This window comes from Saccharopolyspora antiqui (assembly GCF_052246905.1).
Taxonomy (GTDB): Bacteria; Actinomycetota; Actinomycetes; order Mycobacteriales; family Pseudonocardiaceae; genus Saccharopolyspora.
Genome location: NZ_JBQQBO010000023.1, coordinates 32,361 through 51,420, shown reverse-complemented (window position 1 = coordinate 51,420; position 19,060 = coordinate 32,361). Strand labels below are relative to the sequence as shown.

The following is a 19,060-nucleotide window of genomic DNA, read 5'->3' as shown; positions in this document are numbered from 1 at the left end:
CGCCTGCCCACTGCTCGCGGGAGATGCGGTTCGTGCTGCCGCGCTGCACACCACCGCCTCCGGCGGTGTCACCTCGCGCGGTTCGGTTGCCACCGAACGAGACGTGAGGAGGATAACGTCACGCGGCAAGTACGGACCAGCACCCCGACCACGAGCCGGCCGCTGGGCGAAACACACAGTATCGGCGAATGGTCACCATTCGATCTACTCGTCGAAAAGACCTGGCGGCGGCTCGCCGGGCGCGTGCTGCGGTGGCGTGAGCCCCAGGTGCCGCCACGCGGCCACCGTGGCGACCCGGCCGCGCGGGGTGCGGGCGAGCAGCCCGGCGCGCACCAGGTAGGGCTCGCAGACCTCTTCGACGGTGGTGGACTCCTCGCCGACCGCGACCGCCAGCGTCGAAATCCCCACCGGACCGCCGTGGAAGGACTTGATCAGCGCCCCGAGCACGGCCCGGTCCAGCCGGTCCAGGCCGAGCTCGTCGACGTCGTAGACCTCCAGCGCGGCCTGTGCGATCTCGCGGTTGACGGCGCCGTCGGCCCGGACCTCCGCGTAGTCGCGGACCCGCCGCAGCAGCCGGTTGGCGATTCGCGGCGTGCCCCGGGATCGACCGGCGATTTCGGTGGCCCCGTCGTCGCGCAGGTCCACGCCCAGGATCCCGGCCGAGCGGCGCACCACCAGCTCCAGCTCGTCCGGGGTGTAGAACTCCATGTGCGCGGTGAAGCCGAACCGGTCGCGCAGCGGTCCGGTCAGCGCACCGGACCGGGTGGTGGCCCCGACCAGCGTGAACGGGGCCAGCTCCAGCGGGATGCTGGTGGCGCCGGGCCCCTTGCCGACCACGATGTCCACCCGGTAGTCCTCCATCGCCAGGTAGAGCATCTCCTCGGCGGGGCGGGCGATCCGGTGGATCTCGTCGATGAACAGCACGTCGCCCTCGGCCAGGTTGGACAGCATCGCCGCCAGGTCGCCGGGCCGCTCCAGCGCCGGACCGGAGGTGACCCGGATGGAGGCACCGAGCTCGGTCGCGATGATCATCGACAGGCTGGTCTTGCCCAGCCCCGGCGGGCCGGAGAACAGCACGTGGTCGGGTTGGTCCCCGCGCCTGAGCGCCCCGTGCAGCACCAGCTCCAACTGCTCGCGCACCCGCGCCTGACCCACGAACTCGCTCAGCTTGCGCGGCCGCAACGTCATCTCGACGTCCTGCTCGGCCGCGTCCTGCTGCGGGGTCAGCGCGACCCCGTCGCCGGTCGGCGACCAACCCGCGTCGTCCTCGTGCATCAGGCCGACCTCACTTCGGTCCGAGGGTGGCCAGCGCCTTGCGCAGCACCGCCGAGGTGTCCAGGTCGCCGTTGCCCGCGGCCAAGACCGCCTCGACGCTCTGCTCCGCCTGCTTGGCCGAGAAGCCCAGGCCCACCAGCGCCTCGGACACCTCGGTGCGCACCCTGCCGCGGTCCACGGTGGCCGCCGGTCCGGCGACGGTCACCGCACCGACCTTGTCGCGCAGTTCCAGGATCAGCCGCTCAGCACTCTTGCGGCCGATGCCGGGCACCTGGGTGAGCACCGTGAGGTTGCCGTCGGCCAGGGCGTGGCAGAGCTGGTCGGGCGAGAGCACCGCGAGCGTGGCCAGCGCGAGCCGCGGGCCGACCCCGGAGGCGGTCTGCAGCAGGGTGAACAGGTCGCGGGATTCGGCATCGGCGAAGCCGTAGAGGGTCAGCGAATCCTCGCGCACGATCAGCGAGGTCCACAGCCGCGTCTCCGTGCCGCGACGCAGTCCGGCCAGCGTCGCCGGGGTGGCGTGCACGGCCATGCCCACCCCACCGACTTCGATCACGGCGTGGTCCAGCCCGATCGACAGCACCGGACCTCGCACCGTGGAGATCATCGAGCAATCCTTCCTGTTCGCCTGGGAGAAGCTACTGCTTTGCGGTGCGGGTAGCGGAACCTCGGACGCCGTCTCGCTCCGCCGATCCCCGACATCACGTATTCCGGATCGTCTGCTGGGCGGCCTTGAGGCGGGCGCGGTGGTTGCGGGCGAGTTCGGCGGCCTGGGCCTGCGCGCGGGCCAGCCGGTCGGCCATCGGCGCGCGCCACAGGTGGCAGACCGCCAGGGCCAGCGCGTCGGCGGCGTCGGCTGGTTTGGGTGCGGTGGCCAGCCCGAGGATCTTGGTGATCATGGTCGTGACCTGGCGCTTGTCGGCCCGGCCGGAGCCGCTGATGGCGGCCTTGACCTCGCTGGGCGTGTGGAACGCCACCGGCAGGTTGCGGCGGGCGGCCGCCAGCGCCACGACCCCGGAGACCTGCGCGGTGCCCATCACGGTGCGCACGTTGTGCTGGCTGAAGACGCGCTCGATGGCCACCACCTCGGGTCGGTGCGCGTCCATCCACTGCTCCACCACGTCGGCCACCGCCAGCAGCCGACTGGCCAGTTCGTCGTCGGGCGGGGTGCGTGCCACGCCGACCGCGACGCAGCTGACCTCGCGGCCGCGGCCGCCGTCGACCACCCCGAGCCCGCAGCGGGTCAGTCCGGGGTCGACTCCCAGCACGCGCACGACGCCACCTGCCCTAGTCCCGCAGCCACCAGGCCATGAACATTCGTTCGAACCTTATCGAACCGCCGGACGCCGCCACGACACCGACACGCGCACGCATCACCCGACCGATGCGGCCCGGCCGCGGGCGCGGGTCAGGGGCCGTTGCTGCCGGGGATCCAGCTTTCCGGGCGGCCGCTTTCGGTGAGGATCGGCTGGTGCTCGCGGAAGCCGCCGGGCGCATCGGGCTGCCACGGGAACTTGGCGTCCCCCGGGCTGGAGACGATCAACTGCACCGCCGGGAAGTCCGGGCCGTGGTAGACCAGGAACGCGCTGCCCAGGTACTCGGGGTAGTGGCTGAGCGCCACCTTCTCGAAGGTGACCGGGCAGCCCTGCAGGAAGCCGTCGTAGAGCAGCCCGGGTGTGAACCGCTCGCCCGCGCCCGTCCGCTGCACGTAGGTGTTGACCACGGAGTGCGCGACGTCGCGAGGCAGACCGATCACGACCACCTCCGGCTTGCCGAAGCGCCGCCACGCGCCGACCGAGAACGCGTACGCCGCGCCGCGGTCGTCGCCCGCCACGTGCATCACCGCGGCTCCGTGCCGGTCCGCGGTGTTCACCATCCACTTGCGCAGAGCCTCATCCGTGTTGACCACGGCGGTCATTCTGCCGGTGGCGCAAACCGCTCCCGCCGGTACCCGACGGACCGGACCACTGTGGACACCGACGGGAGCGGGGCAAACACGGTGCGTGTCAGTCGAATTCGGCCACGACCGCACCGCTCACATGGAATTCGACGCAGTGGCGAACTTCGCCATCCGACCGCTGCCAGTACGGCAGCCGCGCTTTGACACCTGATCTTGAATGCCGCCCGCCACGGGCATACGCGTGGTGAGCGACACCTTGCACAGGCGGCTATGACGGGTCGTGGTAGTTGGCCGTTGGTCACGCTTGCTGGGCTGTTATAGCGGGCAGCCGTCACGGCGCCAGGAAGACTGCGGCCGCCTCGTCGGCGAGTACGTCCGACTGCGAGGCGCCCGGATCGGTTTGTGCCAGGTGCAACAGCCCAAGGATGGCCGCGTAGGCAACCCGCGCCCGAGACGCCGCCCGGTCCGGCGGCAGGCCGAGCTCGCGGTAGGTATGAGCCAGAAGTTCCAGCCGGGCCTCGTTTACCCGGCCAACCGCGTCCCTGACCCGGGGATCGTTGCGGTCGCCAAGCAGGCTCAGGTGCACCGAGGGCGCCAGCGGCTGGACGGCCTGCACGACGACGGTGAGCAGGTCGCGCAACCGCGCCGCCGGATCGGCGATCGCGGCGAATTCGGCGAGCCCCTCCTCGCCGTGACTTCGCACCCACTCCGCGAGCGCCGCCGCGATCAGCTCGTCCCGGTTCCGGTAGTGCGCGTAGAAACTGCCCTTGGTCACGCCGAGCGTCCGCGCCAGCGGTTCGACCGCGACCGAGGCCAGCCCGCCGTCCGCGATCGCCTTCAGCGCAGCCCGCGCCCAGTCCTGGGCGGACAGACGGGTCGACTCGTTCACCACGGACAAGAGGATACGCCACCGTATTGACGGGTTCACCGACTACGAGATACGGTGGCGTATCAATACGCCACCGTATCAATACGCGGAAGTATTAAAGAGCGATTGGATGGAGCGCATGAAGATTCGCCGAGTGGTCACTGGACACGACTCCGAAGGCAAGGCCCGCGTGGTCGACGACCGCGATGTCGAGCCCATCACTTCCGAGCTGATGCCCGGCTGCGCGGCCTACCGACTGTGGGGCCGCGACGAGCGACCCACGTTCCCCGACGACGGCTCTCCGCGCCGCGCCGAGGCGTACTACCCGCCCCTGGAGGGGTCGCGCTTCATGATCAACATGATCCCGCCGGGCGAGCTAGTCCCACCTCCGGATCTCGACACGGCCGCGGCCATGGCCGAGCTGGAGCGGCAGATGCCGGGCGCGATGACTGCCATGGAACCCGACGCCCCCGGGATGCACACAACCGACAGCATCGACTACGTCCTGGTCGTCTCCGGCGAGGTCGCGCTAGAGCTCGACGACGGCGAGCAGACGGTGTTGCGGGCAGGCGACGTGGTCATCCAGAACGGCACCCGGCACGCCTGGCGCAACCAAGGCACCGAATCCTGCACGATCGTCGGAGTCGCCATCGGCGCGGACCGCGCCCGGCCCACGTAGTCCAGATGGCACCATCCACCAAGTAGAGACCGGCCCTCGCTCCGGACGTGTTGAACACACCAACCTGGTGCGCCCGAGATAGAACTGTCTATGGGTGTTGGTGACCGCCGCCGCGATGCGCACGCTCACCAACACCGCTGTTCACCACCTGCGATGGTCTTGGTGGCGACGCCGCCACCAAGCCCGCGCCCGCTGGTTTCACCACCGCAACCGGCTACGCCGCAGCCTTCAACCAGCGCAAACATGACAAGGTCTCAAAGTGCGGCTGCCGTAGGCGTCGACCTCCTCCAGCACCGCACCGCTCACATGGAATTCGACGCAGTGGCGAACTTCGCCACCCGACCGCTGCTAGGCGTTGACTTCCTCAAGCACTGCGTCGCTGATGTCGAAGTTGGCGAAGACGTTCTGCACGTCGTCGCAGTCTTCGAGGGCGTCGATCAGCTTGAACACCTTGCGGGCGGCGTCGGCGTCCAGCGGAACGTTGACCGAGGCCAGGAAGTTCGTCTCCGCCGAGTCGTACTCGATGCCCGCGGCCTGCAGCGCCTTTCGCACCTCGACCAGGTCGGCCGGATCGGCCAGCACCTCGTAGCTGTCGCCGAGGTCGTTGATCTCCTCGGCACCGGCCTCCAGCACCGCCGAGAGCACGTCGTCCTCGCTGAGCCCGTTCTTCGGCAGCAGCACGACGCCCTTGCGGTTGAACAGGTACGACACCGAACCCGCGTCGGCCATCGAGCCGCCGTTGCGGGTCATCGCGGTGCGCACCTCGCCGGCGGCCCGGTTGCGGTTGTCGGTCAGGCACTCCACCAGCACCGCGACGCCGCTCGGTCCGTAACCCTCGTACATGATCGTCTGCCAGTCGGCGCCACCGGCTTCTTCACCGGCACCGCGCTTGCGGGCGCGCTCGATGTTGTCCATCGGAACCGAGTTCTTGCGCGCCTTCTGGATGGCGTCGTACAGGGTCGGGTTGCCCTCGGGGTCGCCCCCACCGGTCCGCGCGGCAACCTCGACGTTCTTGATCAGCTTCGCGAAGAGCTTGCCGCGCTTGGCATCGACGGCGGCCTTCTTGTGCTTGGTGGTGGCCCACTTGGAGTGGCCGCTCATCTCTCCTCCGTCTTTCTACGCCCGCGCCGCGCAATCCAGCCGCGCGCGGACGATCTGTGCGAAATAGCGGTGCACGCGCTCGTCCCCGCCGACCAGCTCCGGGTGGAAAGCGGTGGCGAGCACCGGGCCCTGCTTGACCGCGACGATCCTACCGGCGGCGCCTCCTCGCCCGGTGCCATCCGGGTCGTCCGGCACGGTGGCCAGCACCGACACGTCGCCGCCGACCTTCTCCACCCACGGTGCGCGGATGAACACCGCGTGCACCGGGCCGCCGGGGATACCGGCGAAGTCCAGGTCGGTCTCGAAGGAGTCGACCTGCCGACCGAAGGCGTTGCGGCGCACGACCACGTCCAGCGCTCCCAGCGGCCGGACCGCCGGGAGGTCCCGGTCCTCGTCGCGGACCTCGCTGGAGAGCATGATCATCCCCGCGCACGAACCGAAGGCGGGCAGCCCGGCTGCCAGCCGCTCCCGCAGCGGCTCGTAGAGCTCGAAGGTGTCCAGCAGGCGGGTCATCGTGGTGGACTCGCCGCCGGGCAGCACGATGCCGTCCACCGCGGCCAGTTCCTCGGCGCGGCGGACCGGCAGGGCGTGCGCCCCGCTGCGCTCCAGCGCGGCCAGGTGCTCGGCCACCCCGCCCTGCAACGCCAGGACTCCGATCACGGGTTTCGTCACGTCTTCGATTCTCCTGCACTCGTCGTCGCAGCCGCCAGGCGGTCGGCGCGCGGGTCACATCGCCGGATCCAGCAGCCGCAGCAGGGCGGTGACGGCGGCGGCTGCGACCACCACGACCACGAACGGGGCGCGGCGCCAGGCCAGCACACCGCCGACCAGGACACCGGCGAAGCGGGCCCAACCGGCGAAGCCGCCGGACTCGAATGCGGTGCTGGTGGCCACGAACGCGCCGAGCAGCAGGATCGCGGCGATCCACATCAGCTGCTCCCACCGCGGGGAGATCCGGATCCGGCCGTGCAACAGCGGACCGGCCAAGCGCATGGCGTAGGTTCCGGCGGCCAACGCGAGGATCACGCCGAGGGTCATCGGGCCTCCTCCGGCGCCAGTCGCTTGGGCAGCGGCAACGCGGCTGCCAGGCCGACGAGCGCGGCCATCACCGGCAGTCCATCGGGCAGCACCGGCGTGGTCAGCAGGGCGATCAGGACGCCGAGCCCGACCGCCCGCAGGGTCCGGAACTCCCGCAGCGACGGCATGATCAGCGCGAGCAGCGCGGCGGGCATCGCGGCGTCCAGGCCGAAGACGCCCGGGTCGCCGATGCGCTGCCCCAGCAGCCCACCGACGAACACCGCGGGCGTCCAGGCGCAGTACAGCGCGATGCCGGTCAGCCAGTACGCGCGCTTCTTCTCGGCGGTGGTCTGCTGCGCGAGCGCGAACGCGACCGACTCGTCGATCATCAGGTGGGAGCCGATCAGGCGAGTCGGCCAACCGCCATCCAGCAGCCCACCGATGGCCACGCCGAACGGCAGGTGGCGGGCGTTGAGCAGCAGCCCGCCGAGCACGGCGGTGATCGGAGCCGCGCCAGCGGTCATCAGGCCGACCACCATGAATTCCGAGCCACCGGCGAACACGACCGCGCCCATCAGCGTGATCATCGGCAGCGGCACGCCCTTGCCCACCGCGATCGCCCCGAGCGAGGCGCCGACGACGGCCACCGCCAGGGCCAGCGACAGCACGTCGCGCAGCAGCCCATCTCGCCAGAACCTCACTCGCGTTCGCTGTGCCGTACTCACGTTCGCTATCCTGAACACATCCGCAGCGTTCGTCAAATCGAATGCAGAGACCGACAGAGCGAACAGGCATGAGTGGAACCGAGCACACCCCGGCCGCACCACCGCTGGAGAACATCGCCACGGCCCTGCGCCGGGAACGCGACCGCGCCGGGCTGACCCTGACCGAGCTCGCCAAACGCGCCGGGATCGCGAAATCCACGCTGTCCCAGCTGGAATCGGGCACCGGCAACCCCAGCGTCGAAACGCTGTGGGCGCTGGGCGTGGCGCTGGGCGTACCGTTCAGCCACCTCGTCGACCCGCCGACGCCCCAGGTGCGGGTGATCCGCGCCGGGCAGGTGCCAGTCGTGCGCTCCGAACGTTCCAACTACGCCGCCGCGCTGCTGTCCTCCGGCCACTCCGGTGCGCGCCGCGACCTCTACGTCCTCGAACTCGAACCCGGCGGCGCCCGCCACGCCGACGCGCACATCCCCGGCTCCGTGGAGCACATCGTGGTTACCGCGGGCCGCCTCCGCGTCGGCCCGGCGGACAACCCGGTGGAACTGGACGTCGGCGACTACGTCTCCTTCTCCGGCGACGTCCCCCACCGCTACGAAGCCCTGGCACCAACCACCAAAGCAGTCCTCGTCATGGAACACCTCTGACTAGGTCACTCGACCGTGTTCGGCGCAACGAGCCGATACGCTGGGCCCATGTCCGAAAACGCACACCACTGGCATCCGCCAGAACCACCTGAGCACCCACGAGAGCCGGAGGCACCCGAGCAGGTCGCTGAACCGTGGCGGGCGTCGGCATTCAGCCTGGAGGCGTATCTGGATCGCCAGGTTGAACTCTTCGCAGCTGGCCCGACGATGGCAGACATCCTGCGCGACATGGACCGGTTCCGAGAAGACGACATGGTTACTCGCGACGACATCGTGAACGCGCTGCACGAGGGTCGGCGGGAACGCGAAGAGCAGTTGGAGGATCTGTGGAAGCAGTAGTCGTGGACGCCAGCGCTCTCACCGAGGTGCTCACCGCCACACGGCCTGCGCTCGAACTCCGTCGGCGGATCGAACTGAACCAGGCCGTAGCGCCGGACATCATCGACCTGGAAGTCTCCAATGTGCTCCGCAAGATGCTCCGGAGCGGGAAGCTGAGCCAGGCCAAAGCCGATCGCGCCATCGAATTGCTCACCGACTCCCCCATCGCACGGAGTCCGCACCGCCCGCTGCTCCCGCGGATCTGGGAACTGCGGCATGCGGTCACCACGTACGACGCCACCTACGTCGCATTGTCCGAACGCTTGGGCATTCCGCTCATCACCTGCGACAAGAAGCTGGCCGGGTCCAACGGTCACGAAATCGAGATCGAGTACTTCCCGCTGTCCTGAACGGACGCGGGGCGACCGGGTTGAGCCACCCGGACGCCCCGTTCCTGGTCACCAGCCGCGTTGGGCGTAGCGCTGTTGTTCGGGGAGGTCGTCGAGGTTGATGCCGACCATGGCTTCGCCGAGGCCCCTGGAGACCTTCGCGATCACATCCGGGTCGTCGTAGAACGTGGTCGCCTTCACGATCGCCTCGGCCCGCTTGGCCGGGTCGCCGGACTTGAAGATCCCCGAGCCGACGAAAACCCCCTCCGCGCCCAGCTGGCGCATCATCGCCGCGTCCGCCGGAGTCGCGATGCCGCCCGCGGTGAACAGCACGACCGGCAGCTTCCCGGTCTTGGCGATCTCCCGGACCAGCTGCACCGGCGCCCGCAGTTCCTTCGCCGCGACGTAGAGCTCGTCATCGCCCAGCACCGAAAGCCGCCGCATCTCGGCGCGGATCTGCCGCATGTGCCGGGTCGCTTCGACGACGTTGCCGGTACCGGCCTCTCCCTTGGAGCGGATCATCGCCGCGCCCTCGGAGATCCGGCGCAGCGCCTCGCCGAGGTTGGTCGCGCCGCACACGAACGGCACCGTGAACGCCCACTTGTCGATGTGGTTGACCTCGTCGGCCGGGGTGAGCACCTCGGACTCGTCGATGTAGTCCACGCCCATCGACTGCAGCACCTGCGCTTCGACGAAGTGGCCGATGCGCGCCTTGGCCATCACCGGGATGGAAACCGCGTTGATGATGCCCTCGATCATGTCCGGATCGGACATCCGGGCCACGCCGCCCTGCACCCGGATGTCGGCGGGCACCCGCTCCAACGCCATCACCGCGACCGCGCCCGCGGCCTCGGCGATCTTGGCCTGCTCGGGCGTCACCACGTCCATGATCACGCCGCCCTTGAGCATTTCGGCCATGCCGCGCTTGACCCCGTCGGTACCGGTGCGGGCGGTGCTGGCGGTGTCCTTGGCGTCGACGGTAGTCACCTTCGGCCTTCCTGTTGTCGCTGTTCTGCCGGAAACAGGCTATTGCGGAACTGGACCATTTCCACGGTCCACTAACCGGGAATTCCGGTAGTCCACTTGCTGCCGGTCCGCGCACCGGACGGGCATCTCGGCGACACGCCCACGCTCCGGTGGCCGTCGCCCTTGCACGACCCGAACACGAGGTGTGTGATCGGAGACACAGTCGGTCGCCGGGAGCAGGAGTTACTCATGGGCAGCAAGCAAAGCGGCACAGTAGGGGGGCCGGTGATCCCGGCCCCCGCAGACCCCGCGAAAATCCGCAACGTCGTGCTGGTCGGCCCCTCGGCCGCCGGGAAGACCACGCTGGCCGAGGCGATGCTGACGGCCACCGCGACGATTCCCAGATCAGGCGCGGTCACCGAGGGCACCACGGTGTGCGACCACGAACCCGCCTCGATCGAGCAGCAGCGGTCCATCGGCTTGGCCATCGCGCCGGTGCAGCACGGCGACATCAAGATCAACCTGATCGACACCCCCGGCTACGCGGACTTCGTCGGCGAACTGCGCGCCGGGCTGCGCGCGGCGGACGCGGCGCTGTTCGTGGTGGCCGCGGCCGAAGGCGTCGACCCCGCGACCCGCGCGATCTGGCACGAGTGCGCCGCGGTCGGCATGCCGCGCGCAGTGCTCATCGCCCGCCTGGACCAGCCGCGGGCGGACTTCGACGACGCGCTGCTGACCTGCCAGGACGCCTTCGGCTCCGGAGTGATGCCGCTCTACCTGCCCTACCGCGGCGCGGACGGCGAGGTCACCGGGCTGGTCGGCCTGCTCACCGAGAGCATCTACCAATCCGGCGGCATCCGAGCGGCCGACGACCGGCTTCGCGAGCAGATCGACGAGCCGCGCGGCGAGCTCATCGAGGCGATCATCGCCGAGAGCGAGGACGAGTCGCTGATGGATCACTACCTCAACGGTGAACCGATCGACGAGGACACGCTGATCGCCGACCTGGAGACCGCGGTGGCCCGCGGCGGCCTGCACCCGGTGCTCCCGGTGTGCGCGTTGACCGGGGTCGGCATCCAAGAGGTGCTCGACGGCATCCGGCGCGGCTTCCCGTCCCCGCTGGAGCACCCGCTGCCGGAGTTCACCGATCCGCACGGGCGCGATCCGCGCAAGCTCACCCCGGATCCGGCGGGTCCGCTGGCGGCCGAAGTGGTGCACACCTCGGTCGACTCCTACGTGGGTCGGGTTTCGCTGGCGCGGGTGTTCTCCGGCACGATGCGCCCGGAACGCCCGGTGCACGTCTCCGGGCACGGCATGGCCGCGCGCGGGCACCCCGACCACGACGAGGACGAGCGGGTCGCGCACCTGTACTCGCCGCTGGGCGCGAACCTGCGCGAGGTGCCGCACTGCATCGCCGGTGATCTGTGCGCGCTGACCAAGATCGGTTCGGCGGAGACCGGTGACACGCTGTCCGACCCGTCGGATCCGCTGCTGCTCACGCCGTGGCCGATGCCCGAGCCGCTGCTGCCGATCGCGGTCGCCGCGCACAACCGCAGCGACGAGGACGCGCTGGCGCGCAACCTCAACCGGCTGATCGCCGCCGATCCGAGCCTGCGGCTGGAGCGCGACAGCGAGACCCACCAGCTGGTGCTGTGGTGCATGGGCGAAGCGCACGCCGACGTGGTGCTGCAGCGGCTGCGCGAGGGCGGCGCGGAGATCGACACCGTGCCGGTTCGGGTGCCCCTGCGGCAGACCTTCGCGCAGGCCGCCAAGGGCCACGGGCGGCACGTCAAGCAGTCCGGCGGGCACGGCCAGTACGCGGTGTGCGACATCGAGGTGGAGCCGCTGCCGCGCGGCTCGGGTGTCGAGTTCGCCGACCGGGTGGTCGGCGGTGCGGTCCCGCGGCAGTTCATCCCCAGCGTCGAAAAGGGTGTGCGGGCGCAGATCGAGAAGGGCATCACGGAGGGATATCCGCTGGTGGACGTGCGGGTCACGTTGGTGGACGGCAAGGCGCACAGCGTCGACTCCTCCGACGCGGCGTTCCAGGCGGCGGGTGCGCTGGCGCTCAAGGCCGCCGCCGAGCAGACGAAGCTGATCACGCTGGAGCCGGTCGACGAGGTCGCGGTGCACATCCCCGACGAGCACCTGGGTGCCGTGCTGGGCGACCTGTCCAGCCGACGCGGCAAGGTGATCGGCACCGAACCGGAGGACAGCGGCTGGACCGTGGTGCGCGCGCACGTGCCCGCGAGCGAACTCGTGCGCTACAGCGTGAACGTGCGCTCGCTGAGCTCCGGCAGCGCGACCTTCACCCGGCAGTTCGAGGCCTACGAGCCGATGCCCGAGTCCCTGGTCCCGCCGAAGTGATCGGCACGGTCGCGGGTCACTGGCTGCGCGACGAACGGTGCACGGCGGTGAGGCGTTGCCCAATGGTGATCAGCGACAGGGCCGCCAGCAGCCATATCGCGACGTCCAGCACGTAGGGCACGCCAAGGCCGTGCAGGCCGGTGCCGACCAGCACCACCAGGAACCGCTCGGCGCGCTCGGCGAGGCCGCCGTCGGCGCGCAGCCCGTTGGCCTCCGCGCGCGCCTTCACGTACGAGATCACCTGGGCACCGACCAGGCAGATCAACAACGCCAGGCCGCGCACCCGGTCGACCTCGACGACCAGCGACCACCACACCAGCGAGCCGAACAGCGCGCCGTCGACCAACCGGTCGCAGCTCGCGTCGAGCACACCGCCGAACTGCGACGCCTTGCCACCGGCTCGCGCCATCGCGCCGTCGAGGATGTCGAAGAGCAAGAACACCGCGACCACCACGGTGCCCACGAACAGCTGGCCGCGCGGGAAGAACCACAGCGCCGCGGCGATGCTGGCGATCGTGCCGGTCACCGTCACCGCGTTCGGCGACAGCCCGAGCCGGACCAGTCCCGCACCGATCGGGTTGGTCAGTCGTGATAATGAGTCCCGCGCGAAAATGTTGAGCATTGCTTGAAGTGTCAGCCGCCTGTGCACCGAGTGTCGTTTCCAGCAGATTAGAGCTCGCGCGGATTGGGTGTGGCGGGGGTGGTCGTCAGGCAAGCGGCGTCAGCCGCTTCTCGCCACCCTCGCAGCTGGCACCGCCGCGGGTTCTCAGGCAGTGCCATGCGGGGACACCCCGCACCCCGAGTTATCTCGCGAGGACAGCCACGACGTGGTGTATCGGACATACATGAGTCGGGGATCCCGGAGACGAGAAAGCCTCTGATATCCACCGACCCCGCTGACCGGGTCGGCGGGCGGGTGGCACAATCGGGAATGGTTGAAGCTTCAAGAGCGTTCCGTGCTACGACTCATCCCCGTTCTAATCCCTTGGAGACAGCATGACGGCAACCACGGAGATCCCCGGCTACGTCGCAGGTACCTGGGACATCGACTCGGTCCACTCCGAAATCCAGTTCACCGTGCGGCACATGGGCGTCGGCAAGTCCCGGGGCCGCTTCGACGGCTTCGAGGGTGAGATCGTCACCGCCGCCGACCCGCTGGAGTCCACGGTCACCGCCACGATCGACGCCGCGACGATCAGCACCGGCAACACCGACCGCGACGCGCACGTGCGCACCGCCGACTTCCTGGATGTGGAGCAGTTCCCCACCGTGACCTTCCGCTCCACCAGCATCCGCCGGGACGGCGACGACTTCGTCATCGACGGTGACTTCACCCTGCACGGCGTCACCAAGCAGGTGTCGCTGGCCGCCGAGCTGGGCGGGTTCACCGAGGACGGGCTGCTGGGCCTGTCCGCCACCACGACCATCAGCCGCACCGACTTCGGGGTCGGTTCGCCCGGTGGCGCCGTGGTCGGCGAGAAGATCAAGGTCACCCTCGACATCGAAGCCAAGCTCCGCAGCTGAAAACCTGTCTTCGAACTCGTTTTGCTTTGCGGTGCGGCTGCGCCGCTTCAAAAACAAGAACAAAGACAGACGCTGAAGCCACGTGAAACGGGCCGGGGAGGCGCGTCCCCGGCCCGTTTCCATGCGGGATCCTGGAAGTCAGGGCACTTCGCGCCAGGCGGTGGACAGCAGCTGGTGGGTTTCGCCCAGCAGCTGCGGCAGGACCTTGGTGTGGCCGATGACCGGCATGAAGTTCGAGTCACCGCCCCAGCGCGGCACCACGTGCTGGTGCAGGTGCGCGGCGATGCCCGCACCGGCCACCGGCCCCTGGTTGAGCCCGATGTTGAACCCGTGCGGCGCGGACACCCGCCGGATCACCCGCATCGCGTGCTGGGTGTACTCCGCGACCGCCACCGTCTCCGACGCGGTGAGCTCGGTGTAGTCGGCGACGTGCCGGTACGGCAGCACCATCAGGTGGCCCGGGTTGTACGGGTACAGGTTGAGGATCGCGAAGACCAACTCGTCGCGCGCCACGATCAGCGTCTCGTCATCCGGCCGCCCGGAATCGAGCAGCCTGCAGAACGGGCAGCCGTCGGAGTCGTCGCCCTCCGGCTTGTTCTCACCCTGGATGTAGGCCATCCGGTGCGGCGTCCACAACCGTTGCAGGGCGTCCGGCACGCCGATTCCGTGCTGCTCGACCAGTTCGACCCCCTCGGGTCCGGGAACTTCGCTCACTGGTCCGCCCCTCCGCGATTCACAGTGGTGGTCGCGCCCAGCTCAATCTCACGTTTCGCGGTTTCTTGTGGCTGGCTTGCGTCACGTTCCCCTGAGGTGCGGTTGAGGAGGACTGGGGTACTCACGCCTGCTCCGCCAGGAAGTTCGCCGCGGTCGGCGAGGCGTTCTCGCGGCGCTCGATCCAGTCGGTCAGCGCGGCGATCGCGGCGTCCACCGACACCCCGTTGATCTGGGTGCCGTCGCGGAACCGGAAGGACACCGCGTCGGCCGCCACGTCCTTGCCGCCCGCCAGCAGCAGGAACGGCACCTTCTGCGTGGTGTGGGTGCGGATCTTCTTCTGCATCCGGTCGTCGCTGGTGTCCACGTCGACGCGAATCCCCTTGGCGCGCAACGCCTTCGCCACCCGCTGCAGGTGCTCGACGTGCTCGTCGGCGATCGGGATGCCGACCACCTGCACCGGCGCGAGCCAGGCCGGGAAGGCACCCGCGTAGTGCTCGGTGAGCACTCCGAAGAACCGCTCGATGGACCCGAAAAGCGCGCGGTGGATCTTGATCGGCCGCTGCTTGCTGCCATCCGGCGCGGTGAACTCCAGGTCGAAGAGCTCCGGCAAGTGGTAGTCGAGCTGGATGGTCGACATCTGCCAGCTGCGGCCCAGCGCGTCCTTGGTCTGCACGGAGATCTTCGGGCCGTAGAAGGCGGCGCCGCCGGGATCCGGCACCAGTTCCAGACCGGATTCCTCAGCCGCCTCGCGCAGCGCCTCGGTGGCCACCGCCCAGCTCTCGTCGTTGCCGACGTACTTCTCGTCGTTGCGGGTGGAAAGTTCGAGGTAGAAGTCTTCCAAGCCGTAGTCGCGCAGCAGGTCCAGGACGAAGTTCAGCAGCGACTTCAGCTCGGCCTGTAGCTGGTCGGGGGTGCAGTAGATGTGCGCGTCGTCCTGCGTCATGCCGCGCACCCGGGTAAGCCCGTGCACCACACCGGACTTCTCGTACCGGTACACCGACCCGAACTCGAACAGCCGCAGCGGCAGTTCCCGGTAGGAACGCCCGCGCGAGCGGTAGATCAGGTTGTGGAACGGGCAGTTCATCGGCTTGAGGTAGTAGTCCTGCCCCGGCTTGCGCAGCTCACCGTCGGCGTCGCGCTCCTCGTCGAGGTGCATCGCCGGGAACATGCCGTCCCGGTACCACTCCAGGTGCCTGGAGATCTTGAACAGCACGTCCTTGGTGATGTGCGGGGTGTAGACGAACTCGTACCCGGCCTCTTCGTGGCGCTTGCGCGAGTAGTTCTCCAGCTCGCGCCGGATGATGCCGCCCTTGGGGTGGAACACCGGCAGCCCGGAGCCGATCTCGTCCGGGAAGGAGAACAGGTCCAGCTCCGCGCCGAGCCGCCGGTGGTCGCGGCGCTCGGCCTCCGCCAGCCACTCCAGGTACTCGTCGAGCTTCTCCTTGGACTCCCATGCAGTGCCGTAGATCCGTTGCAGCTGCTGGTTGTTCTGGTTGCCCCGCCAGTACGCGGCGGCCACCCGCATCAGCTTGACCGCCGGGATGAACCGGGTGTGCGGCACGTGCGGCCCCCGGCACAGGTCGCCCCAGACGACCTCGCCGTGCCGGTCGATGTTGTCGTAGACGGTCAGCTCGCCGCCGCCGACCTCCATCACCTCGCTGGTGTCCACATCGGACTTTAGGTCGACCAGTTCCAGCTTGTACGGCTCGTCGGCCAGCTCCTGCTTGGCGGCCTCGACCGACTCCAGGCGGCGGCGGGCGAACTTCTGCCCGGACTTGATGAGCTGCTTCATGCGCTTCTCCAGCGCCTGCAAGTCATCCGGGGTGAACGGCCGGTCGACGTCGAAGTCGTAGTAGAAGCCGTCCCGGATCGGCGGGCCGATGCCCAGCTTCGCGTCGGGGAACAGGTCCTGCACCGCCTGCGCCAGCACGTGCGCGGCGGAATGCCGGATCACGCTGCGGCCGTCCTCGGTGTCGGCGGCGACCGCCTCGACCTCGACGTCGGCATCCGGCGCCCAGGCGAGGTCCCGCAGGTTGCCTTCGGCGTCGCGGACCACCACGATCGTCTCGGGGCCCTTCGACGGCAGCCCCGCCTCGGCGACTGCCGCACCCGCGGTAGTGCCCGCCGGAACCTTCACCCGGAGAGCTTGCTGGGCTTGGGAAGGCTGTACGGACACGATCACTCCTCGGCTGGGCCGGTCGCGGACCGGCGCGGACACGCTTCGCATCCCGATGCTATCGGCCTGTCGCCATCCGGTTGCCGCCGCACCGAGCGGCGCAGCCCGGCGGTTGCCCGCACCGGCACCGCGACCCGCCGGACCCGGCAGCCGGTTCAGCGGGTTGCCAGGACGAGCTGTTCGACCTCCGATGCCGAAGCCCGGTCGCTGACGTACGGGCCCTGCACCATGCTGACCCCCAGCTCCTGGAGCCGTTGGACCTGCAGTTCGGTGCGCACGCCACCGGCCAGCACCGGCAGGTCCAACAGCTGCGCCGCGCCGACCGCGCTGTTGACCAGGTGCCGGTCCAGCGGATCCGGACCGTCCGGGTCGGCGAGGCTCGCCAGGTGCGGCCCCTCGATGCGCACGCCGACCAACGGCAGGTCGCGCAACCGGCCGACGCGGGTGTAGTCGTCGCCGAACTCGCAGACGACCAGCCGGATCCCCATCTCGGCGAAGATCTCCAGGGTGTCGACCGGGTCGCCGTGGTGATCGAACAGGGCGGCTTCGGGTAGGCCCAGCGCCAGCGATTCCGGCGGCAACCCGGTCCGCTGCAGGGTGCGCTGCACGTCGGCGACGAGTTCGGGGTCGCGGCAGTGCCGCTGCGACAGGTTCACCGCGGCCAGCGGCGCGTCCTCGCCCAGCCGCTGCACCCAGCGCGCCGCCTGCGCGCAGACCTGCTCCAGCGCCCAGCTGCCGAGCCGGGTGATCAGCCCGGTCTCCTCGGCCAGGCCTAGGAAGCTCTCGGCGCCCAGCTCGCCGAATTCCTCGTGGTCCCACCGCAAGTTGCCGCTGGCCGCGACGAGTTTCCCGGTCGGCAGCCACTTGATCGGCTCGTATTCGAGGAACAGCTCGTTCTGGTCCAGTGCGGCGGGTAGCGCGGCGGAGAGCTTGAACCGGTCCAGCGCGGCGGCGTTGTGCACCGGGTCGAACAGCACCCACTGCGCCCGGCCGTCGCTCTTGGCCCGGTAGAGCGTGATGTCGGCGTCCCGCAGCAGCGCCTCGCCGTCGGTGCTGGTGACGTCGCGCTCCACGATGCCGACGCTGGCCGAGGCGCTCAGCTCGTGATCGCCGATGCGCACCGGTCGGTTGATCTCGCGGAGCAGCCGGTCCACCAGTTCGATCACCGAGTTGGCGTCGCGCGAGTCGGGCACCAGCACCACGAACTCGTCGCCGCCCATCCGGGCCGCCAGCGCCCGCTCGGTCTTGGCCACCGCGTCCAAGCGCTGCGCCACCAGCCGCAGCAGCCGGTCGCCGATCGGGTGGCCGAGGCTGTCGTTGACCGCCTTGAAGCCGTCCAGGTCGAAGTAGCAAAGGCCCACCCGGCGGCCCGGATGGGTCGGTTCCAGCGCGGCGTCCAGGCCGGACTTCAGCTGCGTGCGGTTGGCCAGCCCGGTCAGCGGGTCGTGGATGGCCTGCCTGCGGAACTGCTCCTGGAGCATGTGCCGGTCGGTGATGTCCTCGTACAGCAGCACCTGGTAGTCCGGTTCGCCCAGGGCGTCCCGGACCAGCGACCCGGACACCTGGGTCCAGGTGTGCGTGCCGTTGGGCTTGGTGCGGCAGGTCTCCAGTTGGCAGCGGTCGATTTCACCGGCGGCCAGTTGGCCGGTGGCGTCCTGGAGTTGGGTCAGCCAGGCCTCGTCGACCAGCTCGAACACCTTGCTACCGACCAGTTCCCCGGTGGTGCGCTGGAAGATCCGCGTCAGCGCCGCGTTGGCTTCCTCGATCGTCCCGTCCAGCGAAACGACCGCGATGCCCAGCGCTGATGAGGTGAACACCGCGCGCGTCCGCGCCTCGCTGGCCCGCAGCGCCTCTTCGGCGGCGTCCCGGGCGTGCAGCACCGCCTGCTTGATCACTTCCTGCTCGGCCAGCGTCTGTTCGCGCAGCCGCCCGGCGAAGCCCGCCGCCAGGTCGCCGATCGCGGCGAACAACCGGTCGCGCCGCAGGTCGGGCAGCAGTTTGGGCAGTTCGGCGGCGAACAGCCGCACCGTGCGGGCGAGCGCCTCGGGGCTGGTGAAGTGGATCTGGACGAGCTCGGCGCCGACCTCCAACGCCTCGCCCGGCAGTGCTGCCCCGATCAGCTCGGCGAGCAGCCGGTCGACGCAGTCGGACAGCAGATCGTCGATGTCGCTCCGGTGCAGCGGCACGTAGCTGGTGTGCACGATCTCGCGCTTCCAGCGTTGTACGAACTCCAGGCGGTCCACTCTGGTGATCACTGCTCGGCTCCGCCGGGAGCGGGGTGCCGCAACTGGCGCATCTCCCACCTGTCCTTCGCCCTGGATCGCTGCGTGAGGGGCGCGGCACCCGCCTGCGCGACGGGTGCGGCTGATCGAGTTCGAATCTTACTGTCACGCACCGCGCTTGGTC

General features: G+C 69.6%; 20 protein-coding genes. 6 read left to right on the top strand and 14 right to left on the bottom strand.

Going from position 1 to position 19,060, the window contains the following annotated elements:
- Nucleotides 1-204 precede the first annotated feature (204 nt).
- The 5 genes from ruvB to ACTWQN_RS29135 form a co-directional block, all read right to left on the bottom strand.
- Entirely contained in the window at nt 205-1,275 is a 1,071-nt protein-coding gene (ruvB, locus tag ACTWQN_RS29155) for a Holliday junction branch migration DNA helicase RuvB (protein WP_443206805.1), read from the bottom strand.
- Between the two features lie 10 nt (nt 1,276-1,285).
- Nucleotides 1,286-1,879: a Holliday junction branch migration protein RuvA gene (gene ruvA, locus ACTWQN_RS29150; RefSeq protein ID WP_443206804.1), complete on the bottom strand. Its 594-nt coding sequence runs from the start codon at nt 1,877-1,879 to the stop codon at nt 1,286-1,288.
- Between the two features lie 94 nt (nt 1,880-1,973).
- On the bottom strand, nt 1,974-2,546 hold the full coding sequence (gene ruvC / locus ACTWQN_RS29145) for a crossover junction endodeoxyribonuclease RuvC (protein WP_443206803.1): 573 nt from the start codon (nt 2,544-2,546) through the stop codon (nt 1,974-1,976).
- A gap of 134 nt (nt 2,547-2,680) precedes the next feature.
- On the bottom strand, nt 2,681-3,190 hold the full coding sequence (locus tag ACTWQN_RS29140; protein WP_443206802.1) for a DUF4262 domain-containing protein: 510 nt from the start codon (nt 3,188-3,190) through the stop codon (nt 2,681-2,683).
- Nucleotides 3,191-3,503: 313 nt separating this feature from the next.
- Complete coding sequence (locus ACTWQN_RS29135) at nt 3,504-4,064, bottom strand: TetR/AcrR family transcriptional regulator (protein WP_443206801.1); 561 nt, start codon at nt 4,062-4,064, stop codon at nt 3,504-3,506.
- 115 nt (nt 4,065-4,179) lie between these two features.
- On the opposite strand from ACTWQN_RS29135, the gene ACTWQN_RS29130 reads away from it, so the two are divergent.
- Entirely contained in the window at nt 4,180-4,719 is a 540-nt protein-coding gene (locus tag ACTWQN_RS29130; protein ID WP_443206800.1) for a cupin domain-containing protein, read from the top strand.
- A 348-nt stretch (nt 4,720-5,067) separates the two neighbouring features.
- Here the strand turns inward: ACTWQN_RS29130 and ACTWQN_RS29125 are convergent, their stop codons facing one another.
- Genes ACTWQN_RS29125 through ACTWQN_RS29110 form a run of 4 tightly spaced genes read right to left on the bottom strand, consistent with a single transcriptional unit; the run spans nt 5,068 to nt 7,538 of the window.
- On the bottom strand, nt 5,068-5,820 hold the full coding sequence (locus tag ACTWQN_RS29125; RefSeq protein ID WP_443206799.1) for a YebC/PmpR family DNA-binding transcriptional regulator: 753 nt from the start codon (nt 5,818-5,820) through the stop codon (nt 5,068-5,070).
- 15 nt (nt 5,821-5,835) lie between these two features.
- On the bottom strand, nt 5,836-6,492 hold the full coding sequence (gene pdxT, locus ACTWQN_RS29120; protein WP_443206798.1) for a pyridoxal 5'-phosphate synthase glutaminase subunit PdxT: 657 nt from the start codon (nt 6,490-6,492) through the stop codon (nt 5,836-5,838).
- Nucleotides 6,493-6,546: 54 nt separating this feature from the next.
- On the bottom strand, nt 6,547-6,858 hold the full coding sequence (locus ACTWQN_RS29115) for an AzlD domain-containing protein (protein WP_443206797.1): 312 nt from the start codon (nt 6,856-6,858) through the stop codon (nt 6,547-6,549).
- Complete coding sequence (locus ACTWQN_RS29110; protein WP_443206796.1) at nt 6,855-7,538, bottom strand: AzlC family ABC transporter permease; 684 nt, start codon at nt 7,536-7,538, stop codon at nt 6,855-6,857. The genes ACTWQN_RS29115 and ACTWQN_RS29110 overlap by 4 nt, the downstream gene beginning before the upstream one ends.
- Before the next feature lie 92 nt (nt 7,539-7,630).
- Between ACTWQN_RS29110 and ACTWQN_RS29105 the strand changes: the two genes are divergently transcribed.
- The 3 genes from ACTWQN_RS29105 to ACTWQN_RS29095 are packed head-to-tail and all read left to right on the top strand — an operon-like array spanning nt 7,631 to nt 8,931.
- Nucleotides 7,631-8,203, top strand: a complete 573-nt coding sequence (locus ACTWQN_RS29105; RefSeq protein ID WP_443206795.1) for a helix-turn-helix domain-containing protein — start codon at nt 7,631-7,633, stop codon at nt 8,201-8,203.
- A gap of 48 nt (nt 8,204-8,251) precedes the next feature.
- Nucleotides 8,252-8,542: a hypothetical protein gene (locus ACTWQN_RS29100; protein WP_443206794.1), complete on the top strand. Its 291-nt coding sequence runs from the start codon at nt 8,252-8,254 to the stop codon at nt 8,540-8,542.
- A 2-nt stretch (nt 8,543-8,544) separates the two neighbouring features.
- Nucleotides 8,545-8,931, top strand: coding sequence for a type II toxin-antitoxin system VapC family toxin (locus ACTWQN_RS29095; protein ID WP_443206793.1), 387 nt, complete (start codon nt 8,545-8,547; stop codon nt 8,929-8,931).
- Between the two features lie 48 nt (nt 8,932-8,979).
- On the opposite strand, the gene pdxS is transcribed toward ACTWQN_RS29095, so the two are convergent.
- The gene (gene pdxS, locus ACTWQN_RS29090; RefSeq protein ID WP_443206792.1) at nt 8,980-9,897 is read right to left on the bottom strand and encodes a pyridoxal 5'-phosphate synthase lyase subunit PdxS; all 918 of its coding nucleotides are present in this window, start codon (nt 9,895-9,897) and stop codon (nt 8,980-8,982) included.
- Nucleotides 9,898-10,125: 228 nt separating this feature from the next.
- Between pdxS and ACTWQN_RS29085 the strand changes: the two genes are divergently transcribed.
- On the top strand, nt 10,126-12,240 hold the full coding sequence (locus tag ACTWQN_RS29085) for an elongation factor G-like protein EF-G2 (protein WP_443206791.1): 2,115 nt from the start codon (nt 10,126-10,128) through the stop codon (nt 12,238-12,240).
- A gap of 16 nt (nt 12,241-12,256) precedes the next feature.
- On the opposite strand, the gene pgsA is transcribed toward ACTWQN_RS29085, so the two are convergent.
- Nucleotides 12,257-12,862, bottom strand: coding sequence for a phosphatidylinositol phosphate synthase (gene pgsA, locus ACTWQN_RS29080; RefSeq protein ID WP_443206790.1), 606 nt, complete (start codon nt 12,860-12,862; stop codon nt 12,257-12,259).
- Between the two features lie 374 nt (nt 12,863-13,236).
- Here pgsA and ACTWQN_RS29075 point away from each other — a divergent pair, with 374 nt between their 5' ends.
- The gene (locus ACTWQN_RS29075; RefSeq protein WP_443206789.1) at nt 13,237-13,764 is read left to right on the top strand and encodes a YceI family protein; all 528 of its coding nucleotides are present in this window, start codon (nt 13,237-13,239) and stop codon (nt 13,762-13,764) included.
- A gap of 138 nt (nt 13,765-13,902) precedes the next feature.
- On the opposite strand, the gene ACTWQN_RS29070 is transcribed toward ACTWQN_RS29075, so the two are convergent.
- From ACTWQN_RS29070 to ACTWQN_RS29060, 3 genes are all read right to left on the bottom strand, one after another.
- Complete coding sequence (locus ACTWQN_RS29070; RefSeq protein ID WP_443206788.1) at nt 13,903-14,478, bottom strand: HIT family protein; 576 nt, start codon at nt 14,476-14,478, stop codon at nt 13,903-13,905.
- A gap of 121 nt (nt 14,479-14,599) precedes the next feature.
- Nucleotides 14,600-16,615 carry a threonine--tRNA ligase gene (gene thrS / locus ACTWQN_RS29065; RefSeq protein ID WP_443206890.1) on the bottom strand — a complete coding sequence of 672 codons (2,016 nt, stop codon included), beginning with the start codon at nt 16,613-16,615 and terminating at the stop codon, nt 14,600-14,602.
- 194 nt (nt 16,616-16,809) lie between these two features.
- Nucleotides 16,810-18,909, bottom strand: coding sequence for a putative bifunctional diguanylate cyclase/phosphodiesterase (locus ACTWQN_RS29060; RefSeq protein ID WP_443206787.1), 2,100 nt, complete (start codon nt 18,907-18,909; stop codon nt 16,810-16,812).
- Nucleotides 18,910-19,060: the final 151 nt, after the last annotated feature.